Annotated in this window: 20 protein-coding genes and 1 riboswitch; of the genes, 13 read left to right on the top strand and 7 right to left on the bottom strand. The window is 51.7% G+C overall.

Going from position 1 to position 22,712, the window contains the following annotated elements; translation table 11 throughout:
* The first annotated feature begins 22 nt into the window (after nt 1-22).
* The 6 genes from argJ to argH all read left to right on the top strand — a co-directional run bounded on the left by argJ (nt 23) and on the right by argH (nt 7,132).
* On the top strand, nt 23-1,252 hold the full coding sequence (argJ, locus tag K7P76_RS10955) for a bifunctional glutamate N-acetyltransferase/amino-acid acetyltransferase ArgJ (protein ID WP_232185329.1): 1,230 nt from the start codon (nt 23-25) through the stop codon (nt 1,250-1,252).
* A gap of 15 nt (nt 1,253-1,267) precedes the next feature.
* Entirely contained in the window at nt 1,268-2,059 is a 792-nt protein-coding gene (gene argB / locus K7P76_RS10960) for an acetylglutamate kinase (protein ID WP_232185330.1), read from the top strand.
* 23 nt (nt 2,060-2,082) lie between these two features.
* A complete protein-coding gene (gene argD / locus K7P76_RS10965; RefSeq protein ID WP_232185331.1) occupies nt 2,083-3,273 on the top strand; it encodes an acetylornithine transaminase in 1,191 nt (396 codons plus the stop codon).
* Between the two features lie 19 nt (nt 3,274-3,292).
* Entirely contained in the window at nt 3,293-4,252 is a 960-nt protein-coding gene (gene argF, locus K7P76_RS10970; RefSeq protein ID WP_232185332.1) for an ornithine carbamoyltransferase, read from the top strand.
* A gap of 89 nt (nt 4,253-4,341) precedes the next feature.
* Nucleotides 4,342-5,583 (top strand): argininosuccinate synthase, encoded by a 1,242-nt coding sequence (locus tag K7P76_RS10975; RefSeq protein WP_232185333.1) that lies wholly within the window; start codon nt 4,342-4,344, stop codon nt 5,581-5,583.
* A 133-nt stretch (nt 5,584-5,716) separates the two neighbouring features.
* Complete coding sequence (gene argH / locus K7P76_RS10980) at nt 5,717-7,132, top strand: argininosuccinate lyase (RefSeq protein ID WP_232185334.1); 1,416 nt, start codon at nt 5,717-5,719, stop codon at nt 7,130-7,132.
* 96 nt (nt 7,133-7,228) lie between these two features.
* On the opposite strand, the gene K7P76_RS10985 is transcribed toward argH, so the two are convergent.
* Entirely contained in the window at nt 7,229-8,695 is a 1,467-nt protein-coding gene (locus K7P76_RS10985) for a VanW family protein (protein WP_232185335.1), read from the bottom strand.
* A 244-nt stretch (nt 8,696-8,939) separates the two neighbouring features.
* On the opposite strand from K7P76_RS10985, the gene ftsE reads away from it, so the two are divergent.
* From ftsE to K7P76_RS11005, 4 genes are all read left to right on the top strand, one after another.
* Nucleotides 8,940-9,626, top strand: a complete 687-nt coding sequence (ftsE, locus tag K7P76_RS10990) for a cell division ATP-binding protein FtsE (protein ID WP_232185336.1) — start codon at nt 8,940-8,942, stop codon at nt 9,624-9,626.
* Nucleotides 9,616-10,533 carry a permease-like cell division protein FtsX gene (ftsX, locus tag K7P76_RS10995; RefSeq protein WP_232185337.1) on the top strand — a complete coding sequence of 306 codons (918 nt, stop codon included), beginning with the start codon at nt 9,616-9,618 and terminating at the stop codon, nt 10,531-10,533. Before ftsE ends, ftsX begins: the two co-directional genes overlap by 11 nt.
* A gap of 58 nt (nt 10,534-10,591) precedes the next feature.
* The gene (locus K7P76_RS11000; RefSeq protein ID WP_232185338.1) at nt 10,592-11,767 is read left to right on the top strand and encodes a murein hydrolase activator EnvC family protein; all 1,176 of its coding nucleotides are present in this window, start codon (nt 10,592-10,594) and stop codon (nt 11,765-11,767) included.
* A gap of 143 nt (nt 11,768-11,910) precedes the next feature.
* A complete protein-coding gene (locus tag K7P76_RS11005; protein WP_232185339.1) occupies nt 11,911-13,398 on the top strand; it encodes a S41 family peptidase in 1,488 nt (495 codons plus the stop codon).
* A gap of 481 nt (nt 13,399-13,879) precedes the next feature.
* Here the strand turns inward: K7P76_RS11005 and K7P76_RS11010 are convergent, their stop codons facing one another.
* Nucleotides 13,880-14,803, bottom strand: coding sequence for a transposase (locus K7P76_RS11010; RefSeq protein WP_232185340.1), 924 nt, complete (start codon nt 14,801-14,803; stop codon nt 13,880-13,882).
* A 543-nt stretch (nt 14,804-15,346) separates the two neighbouring features.
* On the opposite strand from K7P76_RS11010, the gene K7P76_RS11015 reads away from it, so the two are divergent.
* From K7P76_RS11015 to K7P76_RS11025, 3 genes are all read left to right on the top strand, one after another.
* Nucleotides 15,347-16,762 carry a PDZ domain-containing protein gene (locus K7P76_RS11015; protein WP_232185341.1) on the top strand — a complete coding sequence of 472 codons (1,416 nt, stop codon included), beginning with the start codon at nt 15,347-15,349 and terminating at the stop codon, nt 16,760-16,762.
* Nucleotides 16,763-16,804: 42 nt separating this feature from the next.
* Nucleotides 16,805-16,928, top strand: a riboswitch (guanidine-I (ykkC/yxkD leader).
* A gap of 134 nt (nt 16,929-17,062) precedes the next feature.
* Nucleotides 17,063-17,401 (top strand): DMT family transporter, encoded by a 339-nt coding sequence (locus K7P76_RS11020; RefSeq protein ID WP_232185342.1) that lies wholly within the window; start codon nt 17,063-17,065, stop codon nt 17,399-17,401.
* On the top strand, nt 17,401-17,718 hold the full coding sequence (locus K7P76_RS11025) for a DMT family transporter (protein WP_232185343.1): 318 nt from the start codon (nt 17,401-17,403) through the stop codon (nt 17,716-17,718). Before K7P76_RS11020 ends, K7P76_RS11025 begins: the two co-directional genes overlap by 1 nt.
* Before the next feature lies 1 nt (nt 17,719).
* Here the strand turns inward: K7P76_RS11025 and K7P76_RS11030 are convergent, their stop codons facing one another.
* The 5 genes from K7P76_RS11030 to K7P76_RS11050 all read right to left on the bottom strand — a co-directional run bounded on the left by K7P76_RS11030 (nt 17,720) and on the right by K7P76_RS11050 (nt 22,684).
* Complete coding sequence (locus K7P76_RS11030) at nt 17,720-19,417, bottom strand: alpha/beta fold hydrolase (RefSeq protein WP_232185344.1); 1,698 nt, start codon at nt 19,415-19,417, stop codon at nt 17,720-17,722.
* 1 nt (nt 19,418) lies between these two features.
* Nucleotides 19,419-20,090, bottom strand: a complete 672-nt coding sequence (locus tag K7P76_RS11035; protein WP_232185345.1) for an SdpI family protein — start codon at nt 20,088-20,090, stop codon at nt 19,419-19,421.
* On the bottom strand, nt 20,074-20,361 hold the full coding sequence (locus tag K7P76_RS11040; RefSeq protein ID WP_232185346.1) for an autorepressor SdpR family transcription factor: 288 nt from the start codon (nt 20,359-20,361) through the stop codon (nt 20,074-20,076). The genes K7P76_RS11035 and K7P76_RS11040 overlap by 17 nt, the downstream gene beginning before the upstream one ends.
* Before the next feature lie 188 nt (nt 20,362-20,549).
* Nucleotides 20,550-21,653, bottom strand: a complete 1,104-nt coding sequence (locus K7P76_RS11045; RefSeq protein ID WP_232185347.1) for a TFIIB-type zinc ribbon-containing protein — start codon at nt 21,651-21,653, stop codon at nt 20,550-20,552.
* An 11-nt stretch (nt 21,654-21,664) separates the two neighbouring features.
* A complete protein-coding gene (locus tag K7P76_RS11050; protein ID WP_232185348.1) occupies nt 21,665-22,684 on the bottom strand; it encodes an SPFH domain-containing protein in 1,020 nt (339 codons plus the stop codon).
* Nucleotides 22,685-22,712 lie beyond the last annotated feature (28 nt).

The raw sequence follows: 22,712 nt of genomic DNA on the forward strand, positions 1-22,712 counted from the left end.
CGAGAGGAACGAAGCGGCTATCATGGGAGATAAGCGTTATTCGATCGTGCAAGACGGGGGCGTCACGACGCCCAAAGGCTTTAAAGCCGGAGGCTTGCACTGCGGTTTGAAAAAAACGGATCGTCACGATCTTGGCGTCATTGTGTGCGATGTTCCAGCGGCTGCGGCTGCGGTTTATACGACGAATTTGTTTCAGGCGGCACCGCTTCAGGTGACGCGCGAGGCTTTGGGCCAAGGCGGCGTATTGCGCGCCGTTATCGTCAACAGCGGCAACGCCAACGCTTGCACGGGGGAGCAAGGCGAAGCCGATGCACGCACGATGCAAGCGAATATGGCGGAAGCGCTCGGCGTGGGTAAGGAACATGTGGCTGTAGCCTCCACCGGCGTCATCGGCGAATTGTTGAAAATGGATCGCGTAACTTCCGGAATCGAGAAATTGCCCGCGAGGCTGCGAGGCGACGTTCAAGGATCAGACGACTTCTGCCAGGCTATACTGACGACCGACTTGGTCAAGAAGGTAAGCTGCGTTACTCTCACGGTTGATGGACAACAAGTCACGATCGCGGGAGCGGCCAAAGGCTCGGGGATGATTCATCCGAATATGGCGACAATGCTTGGATTCGTAACGACAGACGCCCGTATTGGGGCACCGCTGCTGCAAGAGGTTTTGCGTGAAGTAACGAACGTCAGCTTTAACATGATAACCGTTGATGGGGATACAAGCACGAACGATATGTTAGTGGCTATGGCTAGCGGATTGGCGGAAAATAGTGAATTAACGCGAAGCCATCCTGACTTCGCAGCATTCGTGGACGGTTTGCGCCATGTATGCGCGGAGTTGGCCAAAGCGATCGCGCGCGACGGCGAAGGCGCAACGAAGCTGATCGAGACGACGGTTACCGGCGCGGCAAGCGACGAAGCGGCGCAAGCGATCGCGAAGACGATCATCGGCTCAAGCCTAGTGAAATCCGCCGTATTCGGCGCAGACGCCAACTGGGGACGAATCATCGCCGCGGTCGGTCGGGCGGGTCAACCGATTAACGTGGGCACGGTAGATATCCGTCTTGGGGATATTCTCGTGCTCGATCAATCGCGGCCGATTCCTTTCGACGAAGAGATTGCGTTAGAGTACTTAAAGGGCGATACCGTTGGCATCAACGTTAACCTGAACATGGGAAGCGGGCAAGCGACGGCATGGGGCTGCGATCTTACGTACGATTACGTACGCATCAACGCCGCTTATCGGACGTAAGGGGATCGGACATTCATGAGTAATCAAAGGTTTGTGATGAAATGCGGCGGCAGCACGCTCGCGGCGCTTCCAGACGCGTTCTTCGAAGATATATGCGAGATGCAGGAGAAGGGTGTTCAGCCGATTATCGTACACGGCGGCGGCCCTGCCATTAACGAGACGCTCGGTAAGCTGGGCATCGAGAGTAGGTTCGTGGGCGGACTTCGCGTTACGGATGAAGCGACTCTTGATGTTGTTGAGATGGTGCTGGCTGGTCGGATCAACAAAGAGATCGTACGCAAGCTGCAGAAGAACGGCGCTAAGTCGATCGGTCTTTCCGGCACCGATGGCAACCTTCTAGTAGCATCGCCTATCGCCAACGCTCAAGAAATGGGCTTTGTCGGCGATATTACCGGAGTGAATGCTCCCTTAATCGAAGGTATAATCGGGCTCGGTTACCTGCCCGTTATTGCCCCAATCGGCATAGATGAAGCCGGCCAACGATATAACATCAACGCGGACACCGCGGCGGGTGCGGTCGCTTCCCATCTTGGCGTAGATACGATGATCGTCGTTACGGACGTTCCCGGCATTATGCGCACGGTGAATGGGGAGAAGGTCGTACTTTCGCAGGTTACTTTTGCAGACATAGAAGAAATGATTCTAAGTGGAGAAATATACGGCGGCATGATTCCGAAAGTACGCGCAGCAATGAATTGTTTGTACGGCAACGTTAAGGAAGTGCTCATCGTCGATGGCGCCATGCCTCGGGTGCTGAGCCGAGCGGTAACGGAAGGCCATATCGGAACCCGGATCGTAAGGGATTAGAAAGTCGAAAAGGAGAGATCGGGATGAGTGACAGCGCGTTGTTTCCGACGTACGCCAGGTACCCAATCACGTTAGTGAAGGGGAAGGGAAGCCGACTTTGGGACGACCAAGGGAAAGAGTATTTGGATTTCATGAGCGGATTGGCCGTAACGAACCTTGGCCACGTGCCGGATGCCGTTAAGGATGCCCTCGTGCAGCAGCTCGACCAGCTATGGCACGTATCCAACCTGTTCAGCAACCCGAACCAGGAGAAGGCCGCGAAGCTGCTCGTCGATAATAGCTGCGCGGACGCCGTGTTCTTCTGCAACAGCGGCGCGGAGGCGAATGAAGCGGCAATTAAGATAGCCCGTCGTTACCATCAGAAGGTGAAGGGCAACAATCGGTATGAGATCATCACCTTTAACCAATCGTTCCACGGACGGACTTTAGCGACGCTGACCGCGACCGGTCAAGACAAAGTGAAAGAAGGCTTCTTGCCGTTGCCGGAAGGCTTCCGTCATGTTCCGCTGCACGACATTGCCGCTCTTGAAGCGGCCGTGAACGAGAATACGGCTGCTATCATGTTGGAGCTCGTGCAAGCTGAAGGCGGCGTTATCCCCGTCGATCAGGGTTTCCTTAAGGAAGTGCGTGCCTTGTGCGACCGTCACGGGATATTGCTTATTTTGGATGAGATTCAAACCGGCATGGGACGCACGGGCAAGCTGTTCGCCTATGAGCATTATGACGTTGAACCGGATGTGTTCACTTTGGCCAAAGGAATCGGAAGCGGGTTCCCGGTTGGCGCAATGCTGGCTAAAGCGCACGTTCGACCGGCTTTCGTACCCGGCGCACACGCCTCGACCTTCGGCGGGACGCCGATCGCGATGGCTGCCGTTGCGGCCACGATCGAAACGCTGTTGAAAGAAAAAGCGGTAGAGCGCGGAGCGGAAGCATCGGCCTATCTGATTGGGCTATTGCATGAGAAGCTGGATGGTCTCCCGAATGTTGTTGATATCCGCGGCAAAGGACTATTGATTGGTATTGTCTGCAACGGTCCGGTTGCTGAGCTTATCGCGGAGCTGCATAGCCGAGGACTACTCGTTGTGTCGGCAGGGCCGAACGTTATTCGTTTGCTGCCGAACTTGCTCGTTACGCATGAAGATATTAACGAAGCGGTGAAACTGATCGCTGCCGTACTTACGGAACAAACAGCGGCGAAATCCGTTAGCTCTTAAGGAAATTGGAGGGATTGCCATGCCAACCGCAGCAAACCTTGAAGAAATCGCTTTGCAACTGAAAGGCCGGGATTTTCTCGGACTTGTCGATTATTCGCCTGAAGAAATCCGCTACTTATTGGATTTAGCCATAGAGCTCAAACGCAAGCAGAAGTCCGGAGAAGTGTATCAGCCGTTGAAGGGCAAGTCGCTGGGCATGATTTTCGAGAAATCGTCCACTCGCACGCGGGTTTCCTTTGAAGTCGGCATGTTCCAACTGGGCGGCCAAGCGCTGTTTCTTAGCCGCAACGACATTCAGATGGGCCGCGGGGAAACGATTCGCGATACCGCCCAGACGATGTCCCGATATCTCGACGGAATTATTTTACGGACATTCGGTCACCGAAATGTGGTGGAATTGGCTCGCGGAGCGACGATACCCGTCATTAATGCATTATCCGACCAATCGCATCCGTGCCAGGCGCTCGCCGATTATCAGACGGTGCTCGAACATAAAGGCAAGCTAGAAGGACTCAAGGTCGCTTACATCGGCGACGGCAACAACGTGCTTCATTCGCTTATGATGGGAGCGGCTAAGCTGGGCATGCATTTCGCCAGCGCCTCCCCTGAAGGCTACGATCCGAGCGAAAGCTCCGTTAAATCCTCCAGGGAAGCGGCTGCCGAGACCGGTGCGCGCATCGATGTTCTAAGAGATGCCAGAGAAGCCGTCGAAGGCGCGGATATTATCTACACCGACGTATGGGCGAGCATGGGTTTCGAGGAAGAGCAGAAGGAACGCGAGAAAGCGTTCAAAAACTATCAAGTCAACGAGCAACTCGTTAAAAATGCCAAAGCAGACTATCTGTTCATGCACTGCTTGCCAGCACATCGGGGCGAAGAGGTAACCGAAGGCGTGATCGACGGCAAGCACTCCGTGATTTTCGACGAAGCCGAGAATCGCCTGCACGCGCAGAAAGCGGTCATGGCTGCGATTATGTAGGTTAACCGATCGGCTGCGGCTCTTCATGCTAATTCTCCCTGAACGTAAGGGATAGCTGTACTATTTTATCTAAAGGAGCTCTAAATCTCATGGCAAAAAATAAAATCGTCCTGGCCTACTCGGGAGGCCTTGACACCTCCGTCATCCTGACGTGGCTCAAAGAAACGTACGACGCCGAGATCATCACCTTTACCGCCGACATTGGCCAGAAGGACGAACTGGACGGCCTCGAGGAAAAAGCGCTCAAAACAGGCGCCTCCAAAGTATACATCGACGACCTCCGCGCCGAGTTCGCTAAAGATTTCATCTACCCGATGTTTCAAGCCGGCGCGCTATATGAAGGACAGTACTTGCTCGGTACCAGCATCGCTCGCCCGCTGATCGCGAAGCGTATGGTGGAGATCGCCATCGCCGAAGGCGCAACTGCTATCGCTCATGGGGCTACCGGCAAAGGGAACGACCAAGTTCGTTTCGAGCTTACGGCTGCTGCGCTTACTCCGAACATCGAAGTGATCGCGCCTTGGCGTGACGAAGCGTTCCGGGAAGCATTCCCGGGCCGTGCGGAAATGATCGCCTACGCCGAGAAACACGGCATTCCCGTTCAAGCATCGGCTTCCAAGCCTTATTCTACGGACCGCAACCTGCTGCATATCAGTTTCGAGAGCGGGATGCTGGAGGATCCTTGGTTCGATTCCAGCGCGGCCGATGTTGAGGATATGTACGTACTCAGCGTTTCTCCGGAGAAAGCGCCGGATCAAGCCGAATATATCGAACTTGACTTCGAAGGCGGTAATTGTGTCGCCATTAACGGCGAAAGCTTGAGTCCGCTGGCGGTCATGGAGAAACTCAACGAGATTGGCGGCAAACATGGCGTCGGTCGAGTAGATATGGTGGAAAACCGTTTCGTTGGCATGAAGAGCCGCGGCGTGTATGAAACCCCGGGCGGCAGCATTCTTTTTACCGCTCACCGCAAGATTGAATCCTTGACCATGGACCGCGAAGTTATGCATCTGCGCGACTCCTTGATCTCGAAATATAGCTCTCTCGTATACAACGGCTTCTGGTTCGCGCCCGAGCGTCTTGCTATTCAAGCTCTCGTGAACGAAAGCCAGAAGAACGTGACGGGTACCGTCCGTCTGAAGCTTTACAAAGGCAACATCATGGCAGCGGGGCTGAAAAGTCCGGTTAGTCTCTACAATCCGCACATCGCGACGATGGAAGCGGACCCTACGAAAGCGTACGATCAAGGCGATGCTACCGGTTTTATCCGCCTGAACGCGCTGCGCCTGAAGGTTTCTTCGGGTGTCACCGGCGCTTCCGGCATTAACTGATAAAGACAAAAGGGAGAACCGGGCGCGAAGCCTGCCGAACCATCCCCCGCCAGGCGGGGCAATGCGGGAGGCACCTTCGTTAGCCGGCGCTCCCCTTTTGCCGTTTTAATGAACTGAGAGGGGTATACCGAGAATGAGCAAGTTATGGGGCGGCCGTTTTACGAAGAAAACGGACCAACTGGTGGAAGAATATACGGCGTCGATCACGTTCGACAAAGAGCTGGCAGAGGAAGATATCCAAGGCAGCTTGGCGCATGTAACGATGCTGGGGCAATGCGGGATTCTCCCGGCCGAGGATGTCGAGAAAATCAAAGACGGTTTGATGAAGGTCCGCCAACGGATAGTTAAAGGTGAACAAGAATTTCTTATTGCCGACGAAGATATTCATATGAACATCGAGAAGGCGTTGATCGACGAGATTGGGCCGGTCGGCGGCAAGCTTCACACAGGCCGCAGCCGCAACGACCAAGTGGCGACGGACATGCACTTGTACTTGCGCAAGCGCGTCGTTGAATTCGTTGATCAGCTGCACAAGCTGCAAGCCGCGCTTATCGGACAAGCCAAGCAGAACCTGGACACCATCGTTCCCGGCTATACTCACCTGCAACGTGCGCAGCCGATTTTGTTCGCCCATCATTTGATGGCGTACGTGTCCATGTTCGGCCGCGACATCGAACGTTTGCAGGACAGCTACAAGCGCATCGATACGTTGCCTTTAGGCGCTGGAGCGCTTGCGGGAACGACCTTCGCGATCGATCGTCAATTCACGGCGAAGCAGCTTAACTTCGGCCGCGTGTATGAGAATAGCCTGGATGCCGTCAGCGACCGCGATTTTATCGTGGAATTTCTGAGCGGCGCATCGTTGATCATGATGCATTTGTCGCGCCTGAGCGAGGAGCTTATTCTCTGGTCCAGCACGGAATTCCAGTTCGTGGAACTGGATGACGCATTCTGTACAGGCTCCAGCATTATGCCGCAAAAGAAAAACCCTGACGTACCGGAGCTCGTTCGCGGCAAAACAGGTCGTGTATACGGTAATCTAGTGGGCCTTCTGACCGTCCTCAAGTCGCTCCCGTTAGCCTACAACAAGGATATGCAGGAAGACAAGGAAGGCATGTTCGACACGGTGAAGACGCTGCAGGGCGCGCTTCAGCTGTTCGCCTCGATGATCGAGACGATGAAGGTGCGCAAGGAGAAGATGCGCCGTGCCGTCGATCAAGATTTCTCGAACGCGACGGACATCGCCGATTTCCTCGTTGGCAAAGGCTTGCCTTTCCGCCAGGCGCATGAAGTCATCGGCAAGACGGTGCTGTATTGCATCCAACAGAACAAGTTCCTGCTTGACCTGACGTTGGATGAGTTCAAGCAGTTCTCCGGGCTGTTCGACGACCGGATCTACGCCGTGCTGCAGCCGGAAGCGGTCGTAAACGCCCGCAACGTATATGGCGGGACGGCGACGCCGCAAGTCGAGGCAGCTATTGCGCGGGCAGAAGCCGAGCTAGTCCGCACGGCGGAATGGATCTCGGAGTATGAGGCGAAGAGCCTGTAGTGAATATAAAAACAAAGGCGCAACTCCTAGGAACTGCGCCTTTGTTTTATCCATTAACTCGTCCTCAACCATCATGCACTCCTGACATCTATAGCCTCACACAGGTTCGACGGGCCCCTCGTCGCCAGGGGCTGGTGAAGGACTTGGCGTTGGCGAAATGCCCTCCGGATTCAGCCTAGGGTCGTTCGGGTTAACGGCGATCAAGGAATCTTGCGAGCGATAAGTATCCTTGGACAGTTTCTTGCGTTCCGCGACCTCGCCGTTAACGAGCTTGATCCGGTAGGATTCGATTACATAGCCGGACTCGCCCTTCTGCAGAGTGTCTTGCTTGCCTAACGCCAGTTTGTTATCGGCCACATAGACGGTTTTCGGAGGATTCTCCTTTACTTCCACGGTTTCCGTGCGATAGGAGATATTATCCGGCATTGTTCCAAACAGCTTCACCGTAAGCGTCTTATCCTTCACAACCGTACGAATTAATAATTGCTTGCCCGTCGAGTTGCGGAACTTGAAGTTAACGTAGCCGTCCGCGAACGTCGCGTCTAGTCCCTTCGGCAAATAGTGAACGACAAGCGAGTGATTGCGCCGCTCGACGATTTCCAGTCCGGATAATAGAGCCGCATTGTACAGCGTGCTTGAAACTTGGCAAATGCCTCCGCCTACTCCGGGCGTTAATTTGCCTTTAACGATGACGGGAGCTTCTTTATAGCCGTACTCCTTATCCGCCTTATCAACGATTTTCCCATATTCGAAAATTTCGTCCGGCATCAGCAGCGTTTCATTCAAGGCTTTAGCGGCTACGGTGACGTTATGGGTGCGTCCTTGTCCGCTTGTGCTGAAGGAGGTCGTGAACTCGACGATTTTACGTTCGATGCCCTCTTCCTGCAACTTGGCTAACGTTACTTCCGGCGTTGTTTGCGTAACCGGCAGTTCTATGGAATGTTTGGTATCCGAACCGCTCGACAAAGAAGATAAGCTCTTTGGTTCAAAGGCTTTCACCTTCGCCAGCAAAGCCGGAGTATCGAGCTCCGTACCGATAACCTCGGGCGTATAGACAACCTCATCCTGCTCATTAATGGTTCGGGTTGCCGCTTTTGGCACCGATCCGGCTGCTGAACTCCAAGAGGAAGCGGCTTCCTTGCGGAATTGATCCTCATCCCAGGTGATTTGCATCCCGTAGTCGGTTTTGATTTTTTTCTGATAACGAAATCTTGCCCGATCCCACCAGGAGACATCGCGAAATTTCTCGATCGCCTTAACGGCATCGCTTATATCTACATTCATACCCAACTGCTTAAGCGTCCGAGTCGCATCTGAAAATGAACGGCCCGTCATGCCATTAACAGTCGGAGGCGTAACCGTAATCTCAACCTTTTCCAATTCGTCGAGCCGAATTTGAATTTGTTTCAACGCCGAATCAGCCGTCTGACCCCCGACCGTCAAACCGCCAACATTGAACCCTTCCGGCAATTTATCATCGCTTCCGTAACTAATCGCTCCGCCAACCCCGGCTCCGATAACGACAAGCGTAAGCAAACTGGCAATTAGCCATCCTTTTTTCATGTCAGACCCCATCTCCGCTTCATGCTATATCTTTTACGAATGTTACTAACTATATATACATTAAATTACGCAGTTCGTTTTCCCTAACATTAAAAAATTCTCAAAAATTACCTAAAGCCCATGCCCAACACAGGATAAACCGGTAATTCTCGACATAATTCTCTAGATAAAGATCGACAAAGAGAGGAAATTCAGGCATGATGTCGAAGTAACTAAGGTCTGAATCTTAACAGGAAGTGATAACGTGATTGAAATGCAGGACATCTGGAAGACCTATCCCGATGGAACAACGGCCCTTCAGGGGGTAAACGTTGTCATTGACCGCAATGAGTTCGTATACATAGTTGGACCGTCCGGCGCAGGGAAATCAACGTTCATGAAGCTGATCTACCGGGAAGAAGTGCCAACCAAAGGGCAAATTTCCGTTAATGGTTTCAATATAGGCAAGCTGAAGCATCGCAAAATTCCGTACGTTCGCCGCAACATAGGCGTTATTTTCCAAGATTACAAGCTGTTGCCTAAGTTGTCCGCATTCGAGAACGTAGCATTCGCCATGGAGGTCATTGAAACTCCGCGCCGCACGATTCGTCGACGCACGATGGAAGTACTGGAGCTTGTCGGATTAAAACATAAGGCAAACAGCTTGCCTGCCCAGCTTTCGGGGGGAGAACAGCAGAGGGTCGCGATTGCCCGCGCAATCGTGAATAGTCCCGCCGTCATCGTTGCCGATGAGCCGACGGGAAACTTGGATCCCGAGACGTCTTGGGGCATTATGAATTTGCTTGAAGAGATTAATTTCCGCGGAACGACGATCGTTATGGCCACCCATAACAAAGAAATCGTAAATACGCTGCGTAAACGCGTTATCGCAATCGAGCGGGGCAGCATCGTTCGCGATCAGTTGAGAGGGGATTACGGTTATGAAATTTAGTACCGTTGCCCGTCACATTCGCGAAGGGTTTAAGAACGTAGGACGTAATGGTTGGATGACGTTCGCTTCCGTAAGCTCCATCGCCGTATCGTTGTTTATTCTCGGCATCTTCATGTTGTTAGCGCTTAACGTGAACAAGCTTGCGGATCAATTGGACAGCCAAGTTCAAATTAATGTCTATTTACAGCTAGATACCGTGAAAGCGAAGAGCGACGCAATCGAACGCTCGATCAAGCGTATCCCCGAAGTGAAATCGGTCACTTTCGTATCTAAAGACGAAGGACTGAAACGGTTTCGCGAAAGCATGGGAGCTGACGGCAAGGATGCGCTGGACGGATATGAGAAAGAGAATAACCCGTTGCCGGACTCCTTCGAAGTCGAAGCGTTTGATCCGCAGAAAGTCTCTTTCATCGCTAAACAGATCGAAGCGCTTAACTTAACCGACCCGGCCAAATCCATTACTAAGGTCAAATACGGCAAAGAGACGATTGAGAAGCTGTTCAGCATCACGAATGCCGTCCGCAATATTGGCATTTTTATCGTGTTGGGACTTGCGGTTATGGCGATGTTCCTTATCTCAACCACGATCAAGATGACCATAATCGCACGCCGTCGCGAAATATCGATCATGAAGCTGGTGGGCGCGACCAACAGTTTTATCCGCTGGCCGTTTTTTATTGAGGGCGCGATTATCGGCTTCGGAGGATCGTTCATAAGTTCGGCTATTCTGATGTACGGATACTCCCAGCTGGTTCGGACGACAAGCGCGGACGTAGGCTTATATATGATTGAATTTGCAACAGTAAACGAAGTCCGCTTCTTGGTAGGCGGAACGATTGTTGTGTTGGGTACATTACTCGGAATTTGGGGCAGTACAATCTCGGTTCGCAGATATTTGAAAGTGTAACATTTATTTATTAACCGATATTTGGATGCGGTAAACCCGCTTCCGAAGGAGGACTTTTGTGAAAAGGAAATTAGTGCTGCTTCTGGCCATGCTTCTGGTTACCGCACTTATCGTAAAGCCTTATGATGGACAAGCTCTCTCCGAAATCCAGAAGATAGACCGGGATTTGAAACAGCTTAAAGAAGATATGGCACGCGCGGCCCACAATCAGAAAAATGCGGAAAATAACGTGAAAGCCCTCACAGGCAAGAAAGAAGCGACCAAGGGAGATATCGAAGCACTGCTTGGCCGTATCGATCAAGTCCAGAAAAAGCTGGAAACGACCCAATCCAAAATAGCCGTCGCCGAAGAAAAGCTGTACGTGACGGGTGAAGAGCTTCAAGATGCGATTAAGCAGCTCAATAACCGTAGAGAGTTGATGGATTCTAGAGTTCGGCTCGCTTATACGACGGGTGCGGTATCCTATCTGGACGTTCTGCTTAGCTCGACAAGCTTTACCGATTTTCTGGATCGCTTCGATGCGGTAGAATCAATCGTGACTCAAGATCGCAACATTGCCGATGAGAAAAAAGCTTACTCGGATGAAGTTACCGCGAAGAAAGCGCAAATCGAGCAAGAGCTTAAAGACGTTAAAGCGCTCTATGCCGAAATGGAAGACCATAAGGCGGAGCTGGAGCAGAACGAGAAGGATAAAGAAGTGATGATGTCCAAGATTGCCAAGCAGATCGAGGACATGGAAGAGATCAGCGAGGAATCCGAGAAGCAGCTTACGGAGCTCGCCAAGAAAGCTTCCGCATTGGAAGCGAAGAAAAACCGGATCAAGAACTACTACAAGGGCGGCAAACTGGGCATGCCTTTGAAATCGGAATGGCATCTGTCGTCGCCTTTCGGGTATCGTATCCATCCGATTTCGGGCAAGAAGAAATTGCACTCCGGCATGGATATGGCGGCTCCCAAAGGAACGCCGGTATACGCTGCAGAGACTGGCGTCGTTATCGTCGCCCAATCCTGGAGCGGATACGGTAACTGTATCATCATCGACCATGGCGGCGGCTTGTGGACGCTCTACGGCCACTTGATGAACGGCGGAGTTCTTGTGGAGAAGGGTGAGACCGTCAAAAGAGGGGAAAAAATCGGTATGGTCGGTTCGACCGGTCAATCCACGGGTAATCATTTGCACTTCGAAGTCCGCAAAAATTCCGAACCGGTCAATCCCGCTCCTTATTTGAAGTAGCATCAAGAGGGACAGCCGCTCCCCCGACGCGATTGTCGGGTGACGGCTGTTTTTGGTCGTCAAGCTAAATCATAAATAAAGGATATCCGGAATGGGCTTGTCATAATCTTACAATATGCCGTATTTCAAGGAGTGGGGTCCACGTGTGGTTTCGAGGTCGCACCGTTGTGGCCATGATAGTGCTGACGGCTATTGCTGCCGGTATGGTGACTTATATTTTCCTGGAGCTCCCTAGCTGGGGTTATTTGACGCCCAATACGCAACGAGGCGTAGCGTCTCCTAATTCTTCGGATGGGTTGCAGCAGGGCGAGTTGGATAAAATGAATAAAGCGCTAAGTTTAATCGAACAGCGGTACCTATTGTCGACGGATCGATCCCGGTTGCTTGACGGTGCCATTCAGGGAATGGTGGAATCGCTGCATGATCCGTACTCCGTATATAAGTCCGAAGAGGAAGCGGAGAAATTCAACGATACGCTTCAAGGCGCTTTTACCGGAATCGGAGCCAACTTAAGAGTAGATCATGGGGCTATCGTCGTGGAGGAGCCGATTCGAGGGTCTCCGGCGGAAAAAGCGGGATTGAAGCCTATGGATATTTTGTTGTCCGTGAATGGAGAAAGCCTGCAGGGATTGACTTTAAGCGAAGCCGTATCCAAGATTCGAGGGCCTAAAGGGACGAAGGCCAAGTTAAGGATTCAACGCAGCGGCTCATCAGAACCTTTAGATCTAGAACTCGTTCGAGATCGAATCGATCTGGAAACGGTCCATGCCGAAGTGGATTCCGATGGCATTGGGCATCTGCGGATCAACCAATTTAATGAGGATACCTCCGTCCAAGTTGCGAACGCGCTTAGAACAATGGAGATCAGTGGCTTGAAGGCGCTCGTTATCGATGTTCGCGACAACCCGGGGGGACTGCTAAAGTCGGTTGTTGAAATAGCGGATCAGCTGTTGGAGAAAGGGAAGCCGATCGTACAGTCCGAGTCCAGGGACGGAAATCGCAAGGTCGATTATGCCAATAATGGAGCGAAAGCCGATATGCGATTTCCGATCGTCGTGCTCATGAACAAAGGTAGCGCCAGCTCCGCCGAAATTCTTGCTGGGGCATTGAAGCAATCGGCCAATGCGGTGCTCGTTGGTGAAACAACCTATGGGAAGGGTACGGTCCAAGTCCCTTTTAACGATATTCTGGGTGATGGCAGCATCGTTAAGCTGACGGTTAACAAATGGCTTCTGCCTGACGGGACTTGGGTTCATGAGAAGGGAATCGCGCCGGACGTCGCGGTTGCTCAACCGGAGTATTTCTTGGCGTCGCGATTGCCGCGGGATCTTATACTCAAATATGATTCCACGGGCGAAGCGGTTAAAAATCTCCAGAACATACTTGCTGGCGTCGGATTTCCTGCGGATCGCAACGATGGATACTTCAGCCAAGCGACGAAGACTGCACTCGAGGCCTTTCAAACACGCGAGTCGTTGCCCATTACGGGAGAAGTAGATGCGGCTACGGCTCAACGGCTGGAAGAGGTGCTGTACGTGAATTTGCAAAATCCGGATAACGATAAGCAGTGGCAAGTCGCTTTAGACAAAGCCAAGGAATTGCTTGCCAGTGAATTGCTAGCCAGGGAATAGCCGGTTTATTTGTACGATCAGAAAGCTTGTGGACATCTACTCATCTGGGAAGAATAGGGAAAAACGGTACCTAATTTCCGCGCCATTTCGGAGAAATGGTACCATTATCCCCTTGCCTCAGAAGTGTGTTGCCCATCAGCGGATATTCGAACGCCATGATTTGAGAGGGAGTTGCCCATCAGCGGATATTCGAACGCCATGATTTGAGAGGGAGTTGCCCATCAGCGGATATTCGAATGCCATGATTTGAGAGGGGGTTGCCAATCAGCGGATATTCGAATGCCATGATTTGAGAGGGAGTTGCCAATCAGCGGATATTTGAATGCCATGACGGAGTATGTTGCCAATGAACGGATATTCGAATGCTGATTCGAGTGGGAGTTGCAATCAACGAATTCCCGGATACCACGCACAAATTTGCCGTTTAGTGAATTGGAATGGAACGGATTATCGGCAACTTAAAAAGCAGTCATCCCAAGCATCAAGCATTCCATAGGGTGAGATATTTTCCTTTCCACTTCGCTTTGCTTCCCCAGACCACCCAGGGAACGGTGAGAACCGATTTGCTGCGGGTCAGATCTTTGTAAGTTAAGGTTGGCGTCACGGCGCACCAATGGAGCAGTTGGCTGAAGACCGGGGCATGGCGGAGTTTTAAGTTCAATCGGAAACAAAACTCGTCTAAATAAGCCTGCAAATGTTTGGCCCCGATGCCATTAAACGTATTGTTCAGCCACGCGGTCACCTTCCACTTGATGGGGTTCAAAGCAGGGTGAAGTTTGCCGCGCGAAACCGTCACGGCCTCTCCATCCGTATGATCGTTTACGAACGCTTGGACACCAGGTTTTTCAATCCACCTCAACGCGTTATTCACATGGCTGGGATCCGGTTGTTTAATTTTTACCTGCTCAGGCTCGTCTCGCTCATTGAGGGATCCGCCGATCAACAGCGGCTGCTGGGCCTCGCTATAATACGTATAACCGTAAGAGATAGGGTCAACTCGCACAACACCCGTGAGCGGATCGCCTTCATCGGCTTGTTGCAGGGCATGGCGGATTTTTCTTGCGATGAGCCATGCGGTCTTATAGGTGACCTGAATCACTTGGGATAGGCGAGAGGCGCTGATGCCGGAAGGCCGGGAGAGTAGAAACATCGCTTGGAACCAGCGGGTCAATAAAGTGGGGCTGCCTTCCATGATGGTGCCGGCGATGACAGACGTCTGATGGCGACAGGAGCGGCATTCGTAGAGAGGCAGTCTGCGCGTACGGATGAGATAAAAGTGAGGATGACGACAGGTCGGGCAACGGAAGCTGTCCGGCCATCTGGCTTCGAACAGCGCCTCGGCGCAAGCCTGCTCGGAGTTGAACTGCTGGCAAAATGCCTCGAAGGTCAGATGATCCAGAAACATAGACGGCCTCCTCAAATAGAACATTTGTTCTTATTTTCATCATACCAAACATACGTTCTATTTTCAAGAGATATCGGGTAAAATTTCAGCGTTCTGGGTTTATTTTCAACTGTATGAACCAAGTGTTTTCCCTCTGACCGGATGGGATAAAGGTGCATTTCGCGGAAAGGAGGGGGGGGGGGAACCTGCGATGGTCCTATTTTCCTACTGATCGGATGGGATAATGGTACGTTTTCGCGGAAAGGAGGTAGGGGAGGCTGCGGTGGTCCTGTTTTCCTCCTGATGCGAGGGGATAATGATACGTTTTCGCGAACAGCGCAGGCATGAACTGGAGTGTCGGACCGGTCGACCCCCAGAGTTACAAGGGAGTTCACGGGTACGATTGCTTTATTACGGATATCCGCCAAAAGTAAAAAGGCCGAAGGCAAAGCCAGGCAAAGCCTCCGGTTTTTCTAAGACGGGAAGGATTTCACTCGCTGTTGTCGAATACTTTAGGAGGTTGACCATAGGTCAACTTCCTTTTTTACGAAAGGGGAGGGGCAAGTGGATCCTCTGCTGAATGTATTGCGGGAGGCGGGACAAGCCGCGATCGGATTGTTCACGCTGCCGTATTTCTATATTGCGGTTGCGCTCGTATGGTGGCACGCTCGGCTCGGGGTTACGTTGCAGCGTAAGCTGTTTCACGTTAGATTGTACGGGGCTCTGAACTTGACGTTAACGAGAGTAGCGGCGGGTGCTGCTGTCGGTGCCGTGTTATCCATAGCGGAGTTGGGAGCCGGAGCCGATTTTACTTCCGAAACGATTCTTTTCCTATGGGTTGCCATGGGAGTACTAGCCTTATTCCGGCTGCGGTATATTTGCCTTGCTTATGCGGCAGGAGCGTTGGGCTTGCTGCAGTCCATTTCACAATGGACCGGCATGGACAAGACACAAGGGATGTTCGCCGACACTTTGCATACGCTTTCCTCGATCGATGTGCCGGGGTTGCTTTTCATGGCGGGAATTCTGCATGTTGCGGAAGGTTTTCTCGTACGGCTGCAGGGCTCTAAGCTGGCAATTCCTTTGTTCCTCCAAGGGAAAAGGGGCAAGCCTATGGGGGCTTATGCGCTATCCGGCGTATGGCCCATTCCTCTGATATGCCTTATTCCGGCGGGAAGCGGAGGCGGATTCGAATTGCCGTGGACGCCTTTATTCGGAATCGGGGGCGACACGGTAAGTTGGGGTTTGCTCGCATTTCCCGTGTTGATCGGGTTCAGCGATCGTACGACCGCTTATTGGCCGGAGGAAAAGGCGCGTGTTTCGGGTAACGCGCTTATGATATACGGGGTAGTTATCGCAGCGTTGGCGGCCGGATCCGAGTTCTGGTCCCCGCTTGGCGTAGTCGCGGCTATCGCGGCGTTCGTGTTGCACGAAGGACTTCTAGTGCTTAGCCGAATGCGGGAAAAGGGCCAGAACCCGCGTTACTCTCAAGACGGTACAGGAGTGAAAGTGTTAGCGGTATTGCCGGACACGCCAGCTGCCGAGTTGGGCTTTCAGTCCGGCGAAGTGATTAAGAAGGTTAACGGTATGACCGTTCGCACCAAAGAAGAGCTGCATGCGGCTCTCCAGCGGCAATCGGCGTTCTGTAAACTAGAGGTCGTTAACCGAGAAGGACATATTAAATTCCTTCAGCGTGCGAGGTATGCGGGAGAACATTATCAGCTCGGCCTCATTCTAGCACCGGACGAACAGGTGGAATATGTTGCCGCGCCTCGTTCCGCGTCTATTTGGCAAGGGCTGCGTGAAGCAGGCGCACGGAGGCTCGGCAACTCTCCGACAATGATTGCCAAGAGAGAAGCTCAGCAAGCGGCAGCGGAGCAAGCGGCGGCTGAGTTATCGGCATTGGTGGTCGAGCCGGAGGAACCGATAGAAGACCCCGGCCTTCCGCCTCGAAGTACGCTTTATCGTAAAAACCCTTGACTTAACACGTTATGTGAAGTATTTTGGAATGACATCATCAGGAAATAGGCTCTCTAGGGTTCCACGGCGCATACGTTTGTGCCGGTTCGGTCCGAGAGGGGGCGCGTCTTCCCGTAAGTTAATCGTAGGGGGAAGATGAACACGGCGGGATAAAAACCCGGGAGTATCGATGAGGCACGAAGTAACGCTAGACGTTACGGGGAGTCCGCGATGCTTCGGGTTTTTTGTTTTGCCGTTTTAAGGAATCTGTTTGGCTTGCCTGGACAAAATACAAGAAAATACAAGACGGAGGTGTGCGGCATGAATCGTTATTGGGTACTGCTTTGGCTGGCTGGACTATGCGAGATTGGTTGGGTATCCGGTTTGAAGCACGCGTCAAATGCGGGTGAATGGATTTTGACCGCTGTCGGAATTTTACTCAGCTTCTTCGGATTAATATACGCTACGCGCGTTCTACCCGTCGGTACGGCTTACGCAGTTTTTACGGGGATTGGCGCGGCGGGGACGGTGCTGGCGGAATCTATTTTCTTTAATATTCATTTGGACGCGGGCAAACTGGCTTTGGTTATCGTGATGGTCATCGGAATAGCCGGGCTTAAAATGTCGACGACAACAGAGAAGCGGGAGGTGGAGAAGTAATGGCTTGGATCGCATTGGTATTCGCCGGATTGTTCGAGGTCGTAGGCGTAATGGGCATGAATCGGTTAAAAGAGCGACGCGACAAACAGAGCATGCTCTTGCTTACCGCGGGATTCGCTTGCAGTTTCACTCTATTGTCCATAGCCATGAAGTCGATATCGATGGGCACGGCGTATGCGATATGGACGGCAATAGGAACAGTAGGCGGGACTCTCGTCGGAATGCTGTTCTATGGAGAGTCCCGCCAAATACGCCGAATATTTTTCCTCAGTCTCGTCGTTGGCGCGGTTATAGGTTTGAAGATTCTAGGTCACTAGTTTACTTCTTATTTATCCAGTTAGCGATATCTTGAATGACCTGAGAATCGACATTGCCTGGGTGCTGATATTCTTCTGTCGTATTTTTACCCTTGCCATCATAGTTCACAAAGAAGTGATTGAGGCCCAGATAGAGCTTGAAGGCGGCATTCGGGTTTCCTTTAAGCTGGTCTTGCCATAGAAGATAATCTTTATTTGCATAAACTTGGAAATCGTCCTGGCCTTGCAGGACAAATATGGGTTTGGCCAATTTGCTAATGATATCCTTGGTGTTATGGCTGTCCATTTCTTTGAAGTAATAAGCGGGTATTCCGAAAAATAGCTGGGCCATTGCTTCCGAATCCGACAGGCTGCGGATGTTCTGGGCTTTAAGCAGCTCGGAGGCGAGCCACGCCTCGTTCGTCTTTTTCGCGGGATCCTTATCGTCCATTGCCTGGATGAAATCTTTATTCTGATCAGCGCTGATTTCCCATAACGAACGGGTGGAACCCGCCATAATAACTAAGCCGGCGAAGTTGCCGCCTTCGGCATCGATTCTCGGAGCAAGCATGCCTCCTAAGCTGTGACCGGCAATGTATACTCGGGCAGCATCGATTCGCTTGTCGCCGTTAAGCAGTTTGGAGGCGGCGATCGCATCGTCGATCGTTTCCTCCTTAACAGTAAACTTGGCTATCATGTCCGGAGTAAAGCTCTTCCCGTATACGAATGTCCTTTTATCGTAACGAAGAACGGCGATACCTTGCTGTGCCAGTCCCCATGCCAAATCTCGGAACGGTTTGTAACCGCCTGCCGACTCATCGCGGTCGCTCGGACCGGATCCTTGAACAAGCACGACTGCCGGAAGCGGTCCGCTTGCATTTCTTGGGAGCGTCAAAGTCCCATGCAAAGGGTAGGCCGTTCCAGCTCCAACGACCACTTCTTCTTCCGCGAGGCTTGCGGGAAGAGTCCCGGCGGGCTGAACGAGGTTTAACCGCATGCCGATTACCTTGTTACTATCGTTAAGGTTGACGATAAGAGATACGTTTGTTTTCGAGAACTCGATTAGGACGTTGATTTCTTTGCTGTCCGTAATCTTGGGATTTTGTTGAATCGTTTGAATGCCGACATAATTGCCCGCTGCCGAAGCGACTTGTTCCCAACCTGCTTGCAGAGCTTTTACGGGAATCGCCTGTTTCACGGTATCGTCGAAGTAGTCGTCCGACAACTGCTGATAAGCGCCGGAAGATAGCTGTTTTACGAGGGTAGAGATGATTTCATCATTACTTTTAAGCGTGCTGATGATAGCTTCCGCACGGACGCTATTAAAGGAGGTCTTAAAACCGAGTGCTTCCGTAAAGAAGGACAAAGGTACGTATAACCGATTCTGTCTGGCTGCCGGAGGAGCCTTGAACGTCACGGTCTTGCTTGCGCCGCTAACCGCTTGGCTGCTTCCGAGCTTGAAGGAAACTTTTACGGTCGACTTAGTGAGTTGTACTTCTTTGGTGTTCTTGTTGAAGCTTACCTTTATGCCTAAAGATTGTGCGGCATAGTTAAGGGGAATCATCACATCTTTCGAGCCCTTGTAAGGTTGGGCGTCGGGCATAACGAGCGTTTTGTTATCAACGATCAGCTTGAATTTGATTCCTGTTGCCGCTGCCGTCATTGGAATTGTCGTCAGCAGTAATGCTAAAGCAATCGCGAGTGGGAATATTCGATTCATGTTATTTCCTCCTGGATAAAATATAGGAATAAACGGTCGGTATCAGTGAGCTTGCCAATGCGCAGGTAAGCAATACTCCTACGGTCCAAGGAGAGGGAACGAACCAAGCGCTTGCAAACATGAGCAGACCGGCGATAAACCAAAGCCGAGCGGCCAGGCGATGGGTTAAACGCCAATTGTTCTCGTCGGACAAAGCCCAGGGCGTCTTGATTCCGACAAAGAAGTTGCTGCGCACTTGGCCCATTCGGTTGCCGATGATCATCCATAGGAGGCCAATGCCGCCGACGACCAGTTGAATGGCTGGCAGCTTGTAACCGATGTTATCCAAAATGACTAGCAAGATTACGGCATGGATGAATAGGCTGATTGCCCAGCGCATCAGTTGATAGTAACCTTCGAAACGGGAGTAGTTATTTTTGCGGGGATCGATATAACGCATCGCGGACAAGAAGGTCGGCAAGGCCAAGCCGATCCCTGCATACATGAGCCAGAAGCTCCACTTCGCCATGGTGCCGTCTTGTTCGCCGTGAATGTTGTAGTGAGAAGCCATGTTAGCGGGAAGTCGATTATCGAAGATTATGAAAAAGATAACGAACAGCAGCGCATTCGTTCCTAGCATGATCCAGTCGTTTTTAGACCATTTAACTTGTTGGTTTTCATTCGTGTTTGTCATCGGATGGTTCTCCTTTTGTTCCGATCATGCCGAGAAACCAGCCCATGGCTTCCTGCATGACGGTGAGATTGATGGAGTAAATGATGTTCTGGCCTTGTCTCTCATCTTGGACAAGCCGGGCTTGCTTAAGGATGTTCAGATGGTGGGAGATGCTCGGCTTGGAGATGTTGAATTGATCGGCGATGTCTCCCGCGGTAAGATCCTTCTCCTTCAAAAGCTGAAGAATTTTTCTTCGCGTCGGATCGGACAGCGCTTTGAAGGTATCGTTCATCCGGTATGGCGTCCTTCCTCCACATGGGGTTATTTCGGTATTTAGACAATTATCTAAATCTTATATTTAGATGATAAGCTAAATATTAAATCATGTCAACTTGCGGGCATAAAAAAGGGACGACCCAAGCGAGAAGCCAGGTCATCCCCAAATCATGATCATGAGTTCTATCGCTCACCGCTCATCGCTCACTGCTGGTTCATGTTCATAAATAAAAGCACGATGGCGCCAACGATTCCTATACACAACAGCGTGAATAATGTAATTTTGGTTGCGCTGCGAGGGACGTGACCGGAAACCGTTCCGGTCTGCCCATTGACCATATAATAATAAGGACGCGATTTGTAAGTGTAGTTAGCGTTCCATACAGGAAGCAATAAGTGCTTATAAGTAATATCGTTATAAGAGGTTCTAATGTTCAGGTTGCGAATTTCGTCGCCGCCGATTTCTTCTTTGATCTCCGACTCCAACCGATTATCCGCATACTCCTGTGCTTCTTCCCAGCCTTGCTCGCGGTTTACCGAATATCGTTCCGAAATATATCCGCTTAAATATTCGGGTTTGTAAGCATGAAGCTCGCTAAGATTAAAGTCGCCAAGCTTCTCTAACAATTCCGTGTCATAATGTCCGGAAGCGGGAATCAGAATATCGTCGAACGCCCGATCATAATCGCCTTGCGTTGAATGCCAAACCGTATACCTTTCCGTATCCTGATAGGTCTCCGTTTTACCGTTAACGACCCTGGTCCGGGTGACGGTGCGATAATGATAAATTCCTACTTCCGCCGAGTAAACCGAGTAGGTGTCGGTATCGTAGGTCCAATAGGGAATATAGATGCTATTGAGCTGGGAATCGACGTTCCGCTTCTTGAACTCGGACGGGAGAAACCATCGCTTTCGCTTCCATGCGGCGAAGGAGGATAAAGCCTTATCCCGCGAGATTTGAAAAGGAATGACGGACTCCGGGCGAATGCTGCTGACGTTATCCTGAGGCAATACTTTCGGCGATCCGCAGAAGACGCATACCGTTGTCGTCTGTCCGGCCGGGATCAGCGTCTCCCCGCCGCAGCTTTCGCAGTGAATCGCCTGCTGCTCGGTGCCCCAATCATGAAGCTCCGCCAAATCCTCGTCCTCGACGTTGAAGGGATGCTCCTTCGGCTGTTCCATGACGTTGTCGATGGTTTGCTCCGCGCCGCAATATTGGCATTTCAAATTTTGGCTTTCGGTATCGAATACCATCGGCCCCGCGCAGCCGCCGCAAGGGAACCGGATTGCCGTAGTCTGGGTGCTCATAGCCGCCTCCGCTAAGTTTTGCTTCCGCAATCGGAGCAGAATTTCGCATTTTCAGTAAGCTTGCTTCCGCATTCCGAACAAAACTTCTTGCCGCTGGATTGTTGCTGTTGAGGCTCCGCGGATTGTTGCGGCTGCTGTTGCTGTTGCGGCGCAGCTGCCTGTTGCGGCTCGGCGGGTTTGTTCAACATCTGGCTCATCATTTGACCCATTGCCATCCCCGCGCCAAGTCCGGCCCCAGCGCCGGCAATGCCGCCGCTCTCATTGTTGGCCGCTTCGCGTATCGCTTCCGCGGTTTGATATTTCATGTAATTGTCCAGGTTGCCCGCGATATTCATCGACGACTTGCGGTCGATCATTTTCTCGACTTCTTCCGGCAGCGACACGTTCTCGATCGTAATGCTTGTGAGTGTCAAACCGATCGCCGAGAACGGCGGTTGCAGCTTCGTTGAGGCTAGCTGTCCCAACTCATCATAGGAGCTGGCCAAATCCGCGACGGGAATTTTCGACTCTCCGAGCAAATCGCTGATCCCCGAGACGATAATCGTCTTGAGAAATCCGGTAATGCCGGCGGTCGTGAATTCTTGGCCCGTTCCGAATATTTCTTTAAGGAACACGGCGGGATCGCTGATCTTGATCGAATAATTGCCGAATCCGCGCATACGAATAATTCCGAACTCCGGATCGCGCATAATGACAGGGTTCGTCGTACCCCATTTTAAATCGGTGAAATTAGTCGTATTCAGGAAAAAGACATCCGCTTTGAAAGGCGAGTTAAAAGCGTATTTCCACGATCTTAACGCGGTTAATACGGGAAGATTCTGCGTGCTTAACGTGTGGGTGCCCGGTCCGAATACGTCGGCGATTTGACCTTCGTTCATGAAGATCGCGGCCTGGGACTCCCGAACGACGAGCTTTGCTCCCATCTTAATGGCGTTATCGTAAGCGGGGAAACGGTATACGAGAACTCCCTTGTCGTCCAGCCATTCGATGACTTCGATAAACTGTCCCTTGATGAAATCAAACAATCCCATGCTTCAGTCTCCCTGTCTGCGGCGAAGC

The organism is Cohnella silvisoli (assembly GCF_021190915.1).
GTDB classification, from domain to species: Bacteria; Bacillota; Bacilli; order Paenibacillales; family Paenibacillaceae; genus Cohnella; species Cohnella silvisoli.

Excerpts from the sequence above, each read along its gene's own strand:
- argH (WP_232185334.1), top strand. The coding sequence starts at position 5,717 with ATGAGCAAGTTATGGGGCGGCCGTTTTACGAAGAAAACGGACCAACTG.
- K7P76_RS11030 (WP_232185344.1), bottom strand. The coding sequence starts at position 19,417 with ATGAATCGAATATTCCCACTCGCGATTGCTTTAGCATTACTGCTGACG.
- K7P76_RS10975 (WP_232185333.1), top strand. The coding sequence starts at position 4,342 with ATGGCAAAAAATAAAATCGTCCTGGCCTACTCGGGAGGCCTTGACACC.
- K7P76_RS11045 (WP_232185347.1), bottom strand. The coding sequence starts at position 21,653 with ATGAGCACCCAGACTACGGCAATCCGGTTCCCTTGCGGCGGCTGCGCG.
- K7P76_RS10985 (WP_232185335.1), bottom strand. The coding sequence starts at position 8,695 with ATGAAAAAAGGATGGCTAATTGCCAGTTTGCTTACGCTTGTCGTTATC.
- argF (WP_232185332.1), top strand. The coding sequence starts at position 3,293 with ATGCCAACCGCAGCAAACCTTGAAGAAATCGCTTTGCAACTGAAAGGC.
- K7P76_RS11010 (WP_232185340.1), bottom strand. The coding sequence starts at position 14,803 with ATGTTTCTGGATCATCTGACCTTCGAGGCATTTTGCCAGCAGTTCAAC.
- K7P76_RS11050 (WP_232185348.1), bottom strand. The coding sequence starts at position 22,684 with ATGGGATTGTTTGATTTCATCAAGGGACAGTTTATCGAAGTCATCGAA.
- K7P76_RS11040 (WP_232185346.1), bottom strand. The coding sequence starts at position 20,361 with ATGAACGATACCTTCAAAGCGCTGTCCGATCCGACGCGAAGAAAAATT.
- K7P76_RS11035 (WP_232185345.1), bottom strand. The coding sequence starts at position 20,090 with ATGACAAACACGAATGAAAACCAACAAGTTAAATGGTCTAAAAACGAC.
- argB (WP_232185330.1), top strand. The coding sequence starts at position 1,268 with ATGAGTAATCAAAGGTTTGTGATGAAATGCGGCGGCAGCACGCTCGCG.
- argD (WP_232185331.1), top strand. The coding sequence starts at position 2,083 with ATGAGTGACAGCGCGTTGTTTCCGACGTACGCCAGGTACCCAATCACG.
- argJ (WP_232185329.1), top strand. The coding sequence starts at position 23 with ATGGGAGATAAGCGTTATTCGATCGTGCAAGACGGGGGCGTCACGACG.
- ftsX (WP_232185337.1), top strand. The coding sequence starts at position 9,616 with ATGAAATTTAGTACCGTTGCCCGTCACATTCGCGAAGGGTTTAAGAAC.
- K7P76_RS11020 (WP_232185342.1), top strand. The coding sequence starts at position 17,063 with ATGAATCGTTATTGGGTACTGCTTTGGCTGGCTGGACTATGCGAGATT.
- K7P76_RS11025 (WP_232185343.1), top strand. The coding sequence starts at position 17,401 with ATGGCTTGGATCGCATTGGTATTCGCCGGATTGTTCGAGGTCGTAGGC.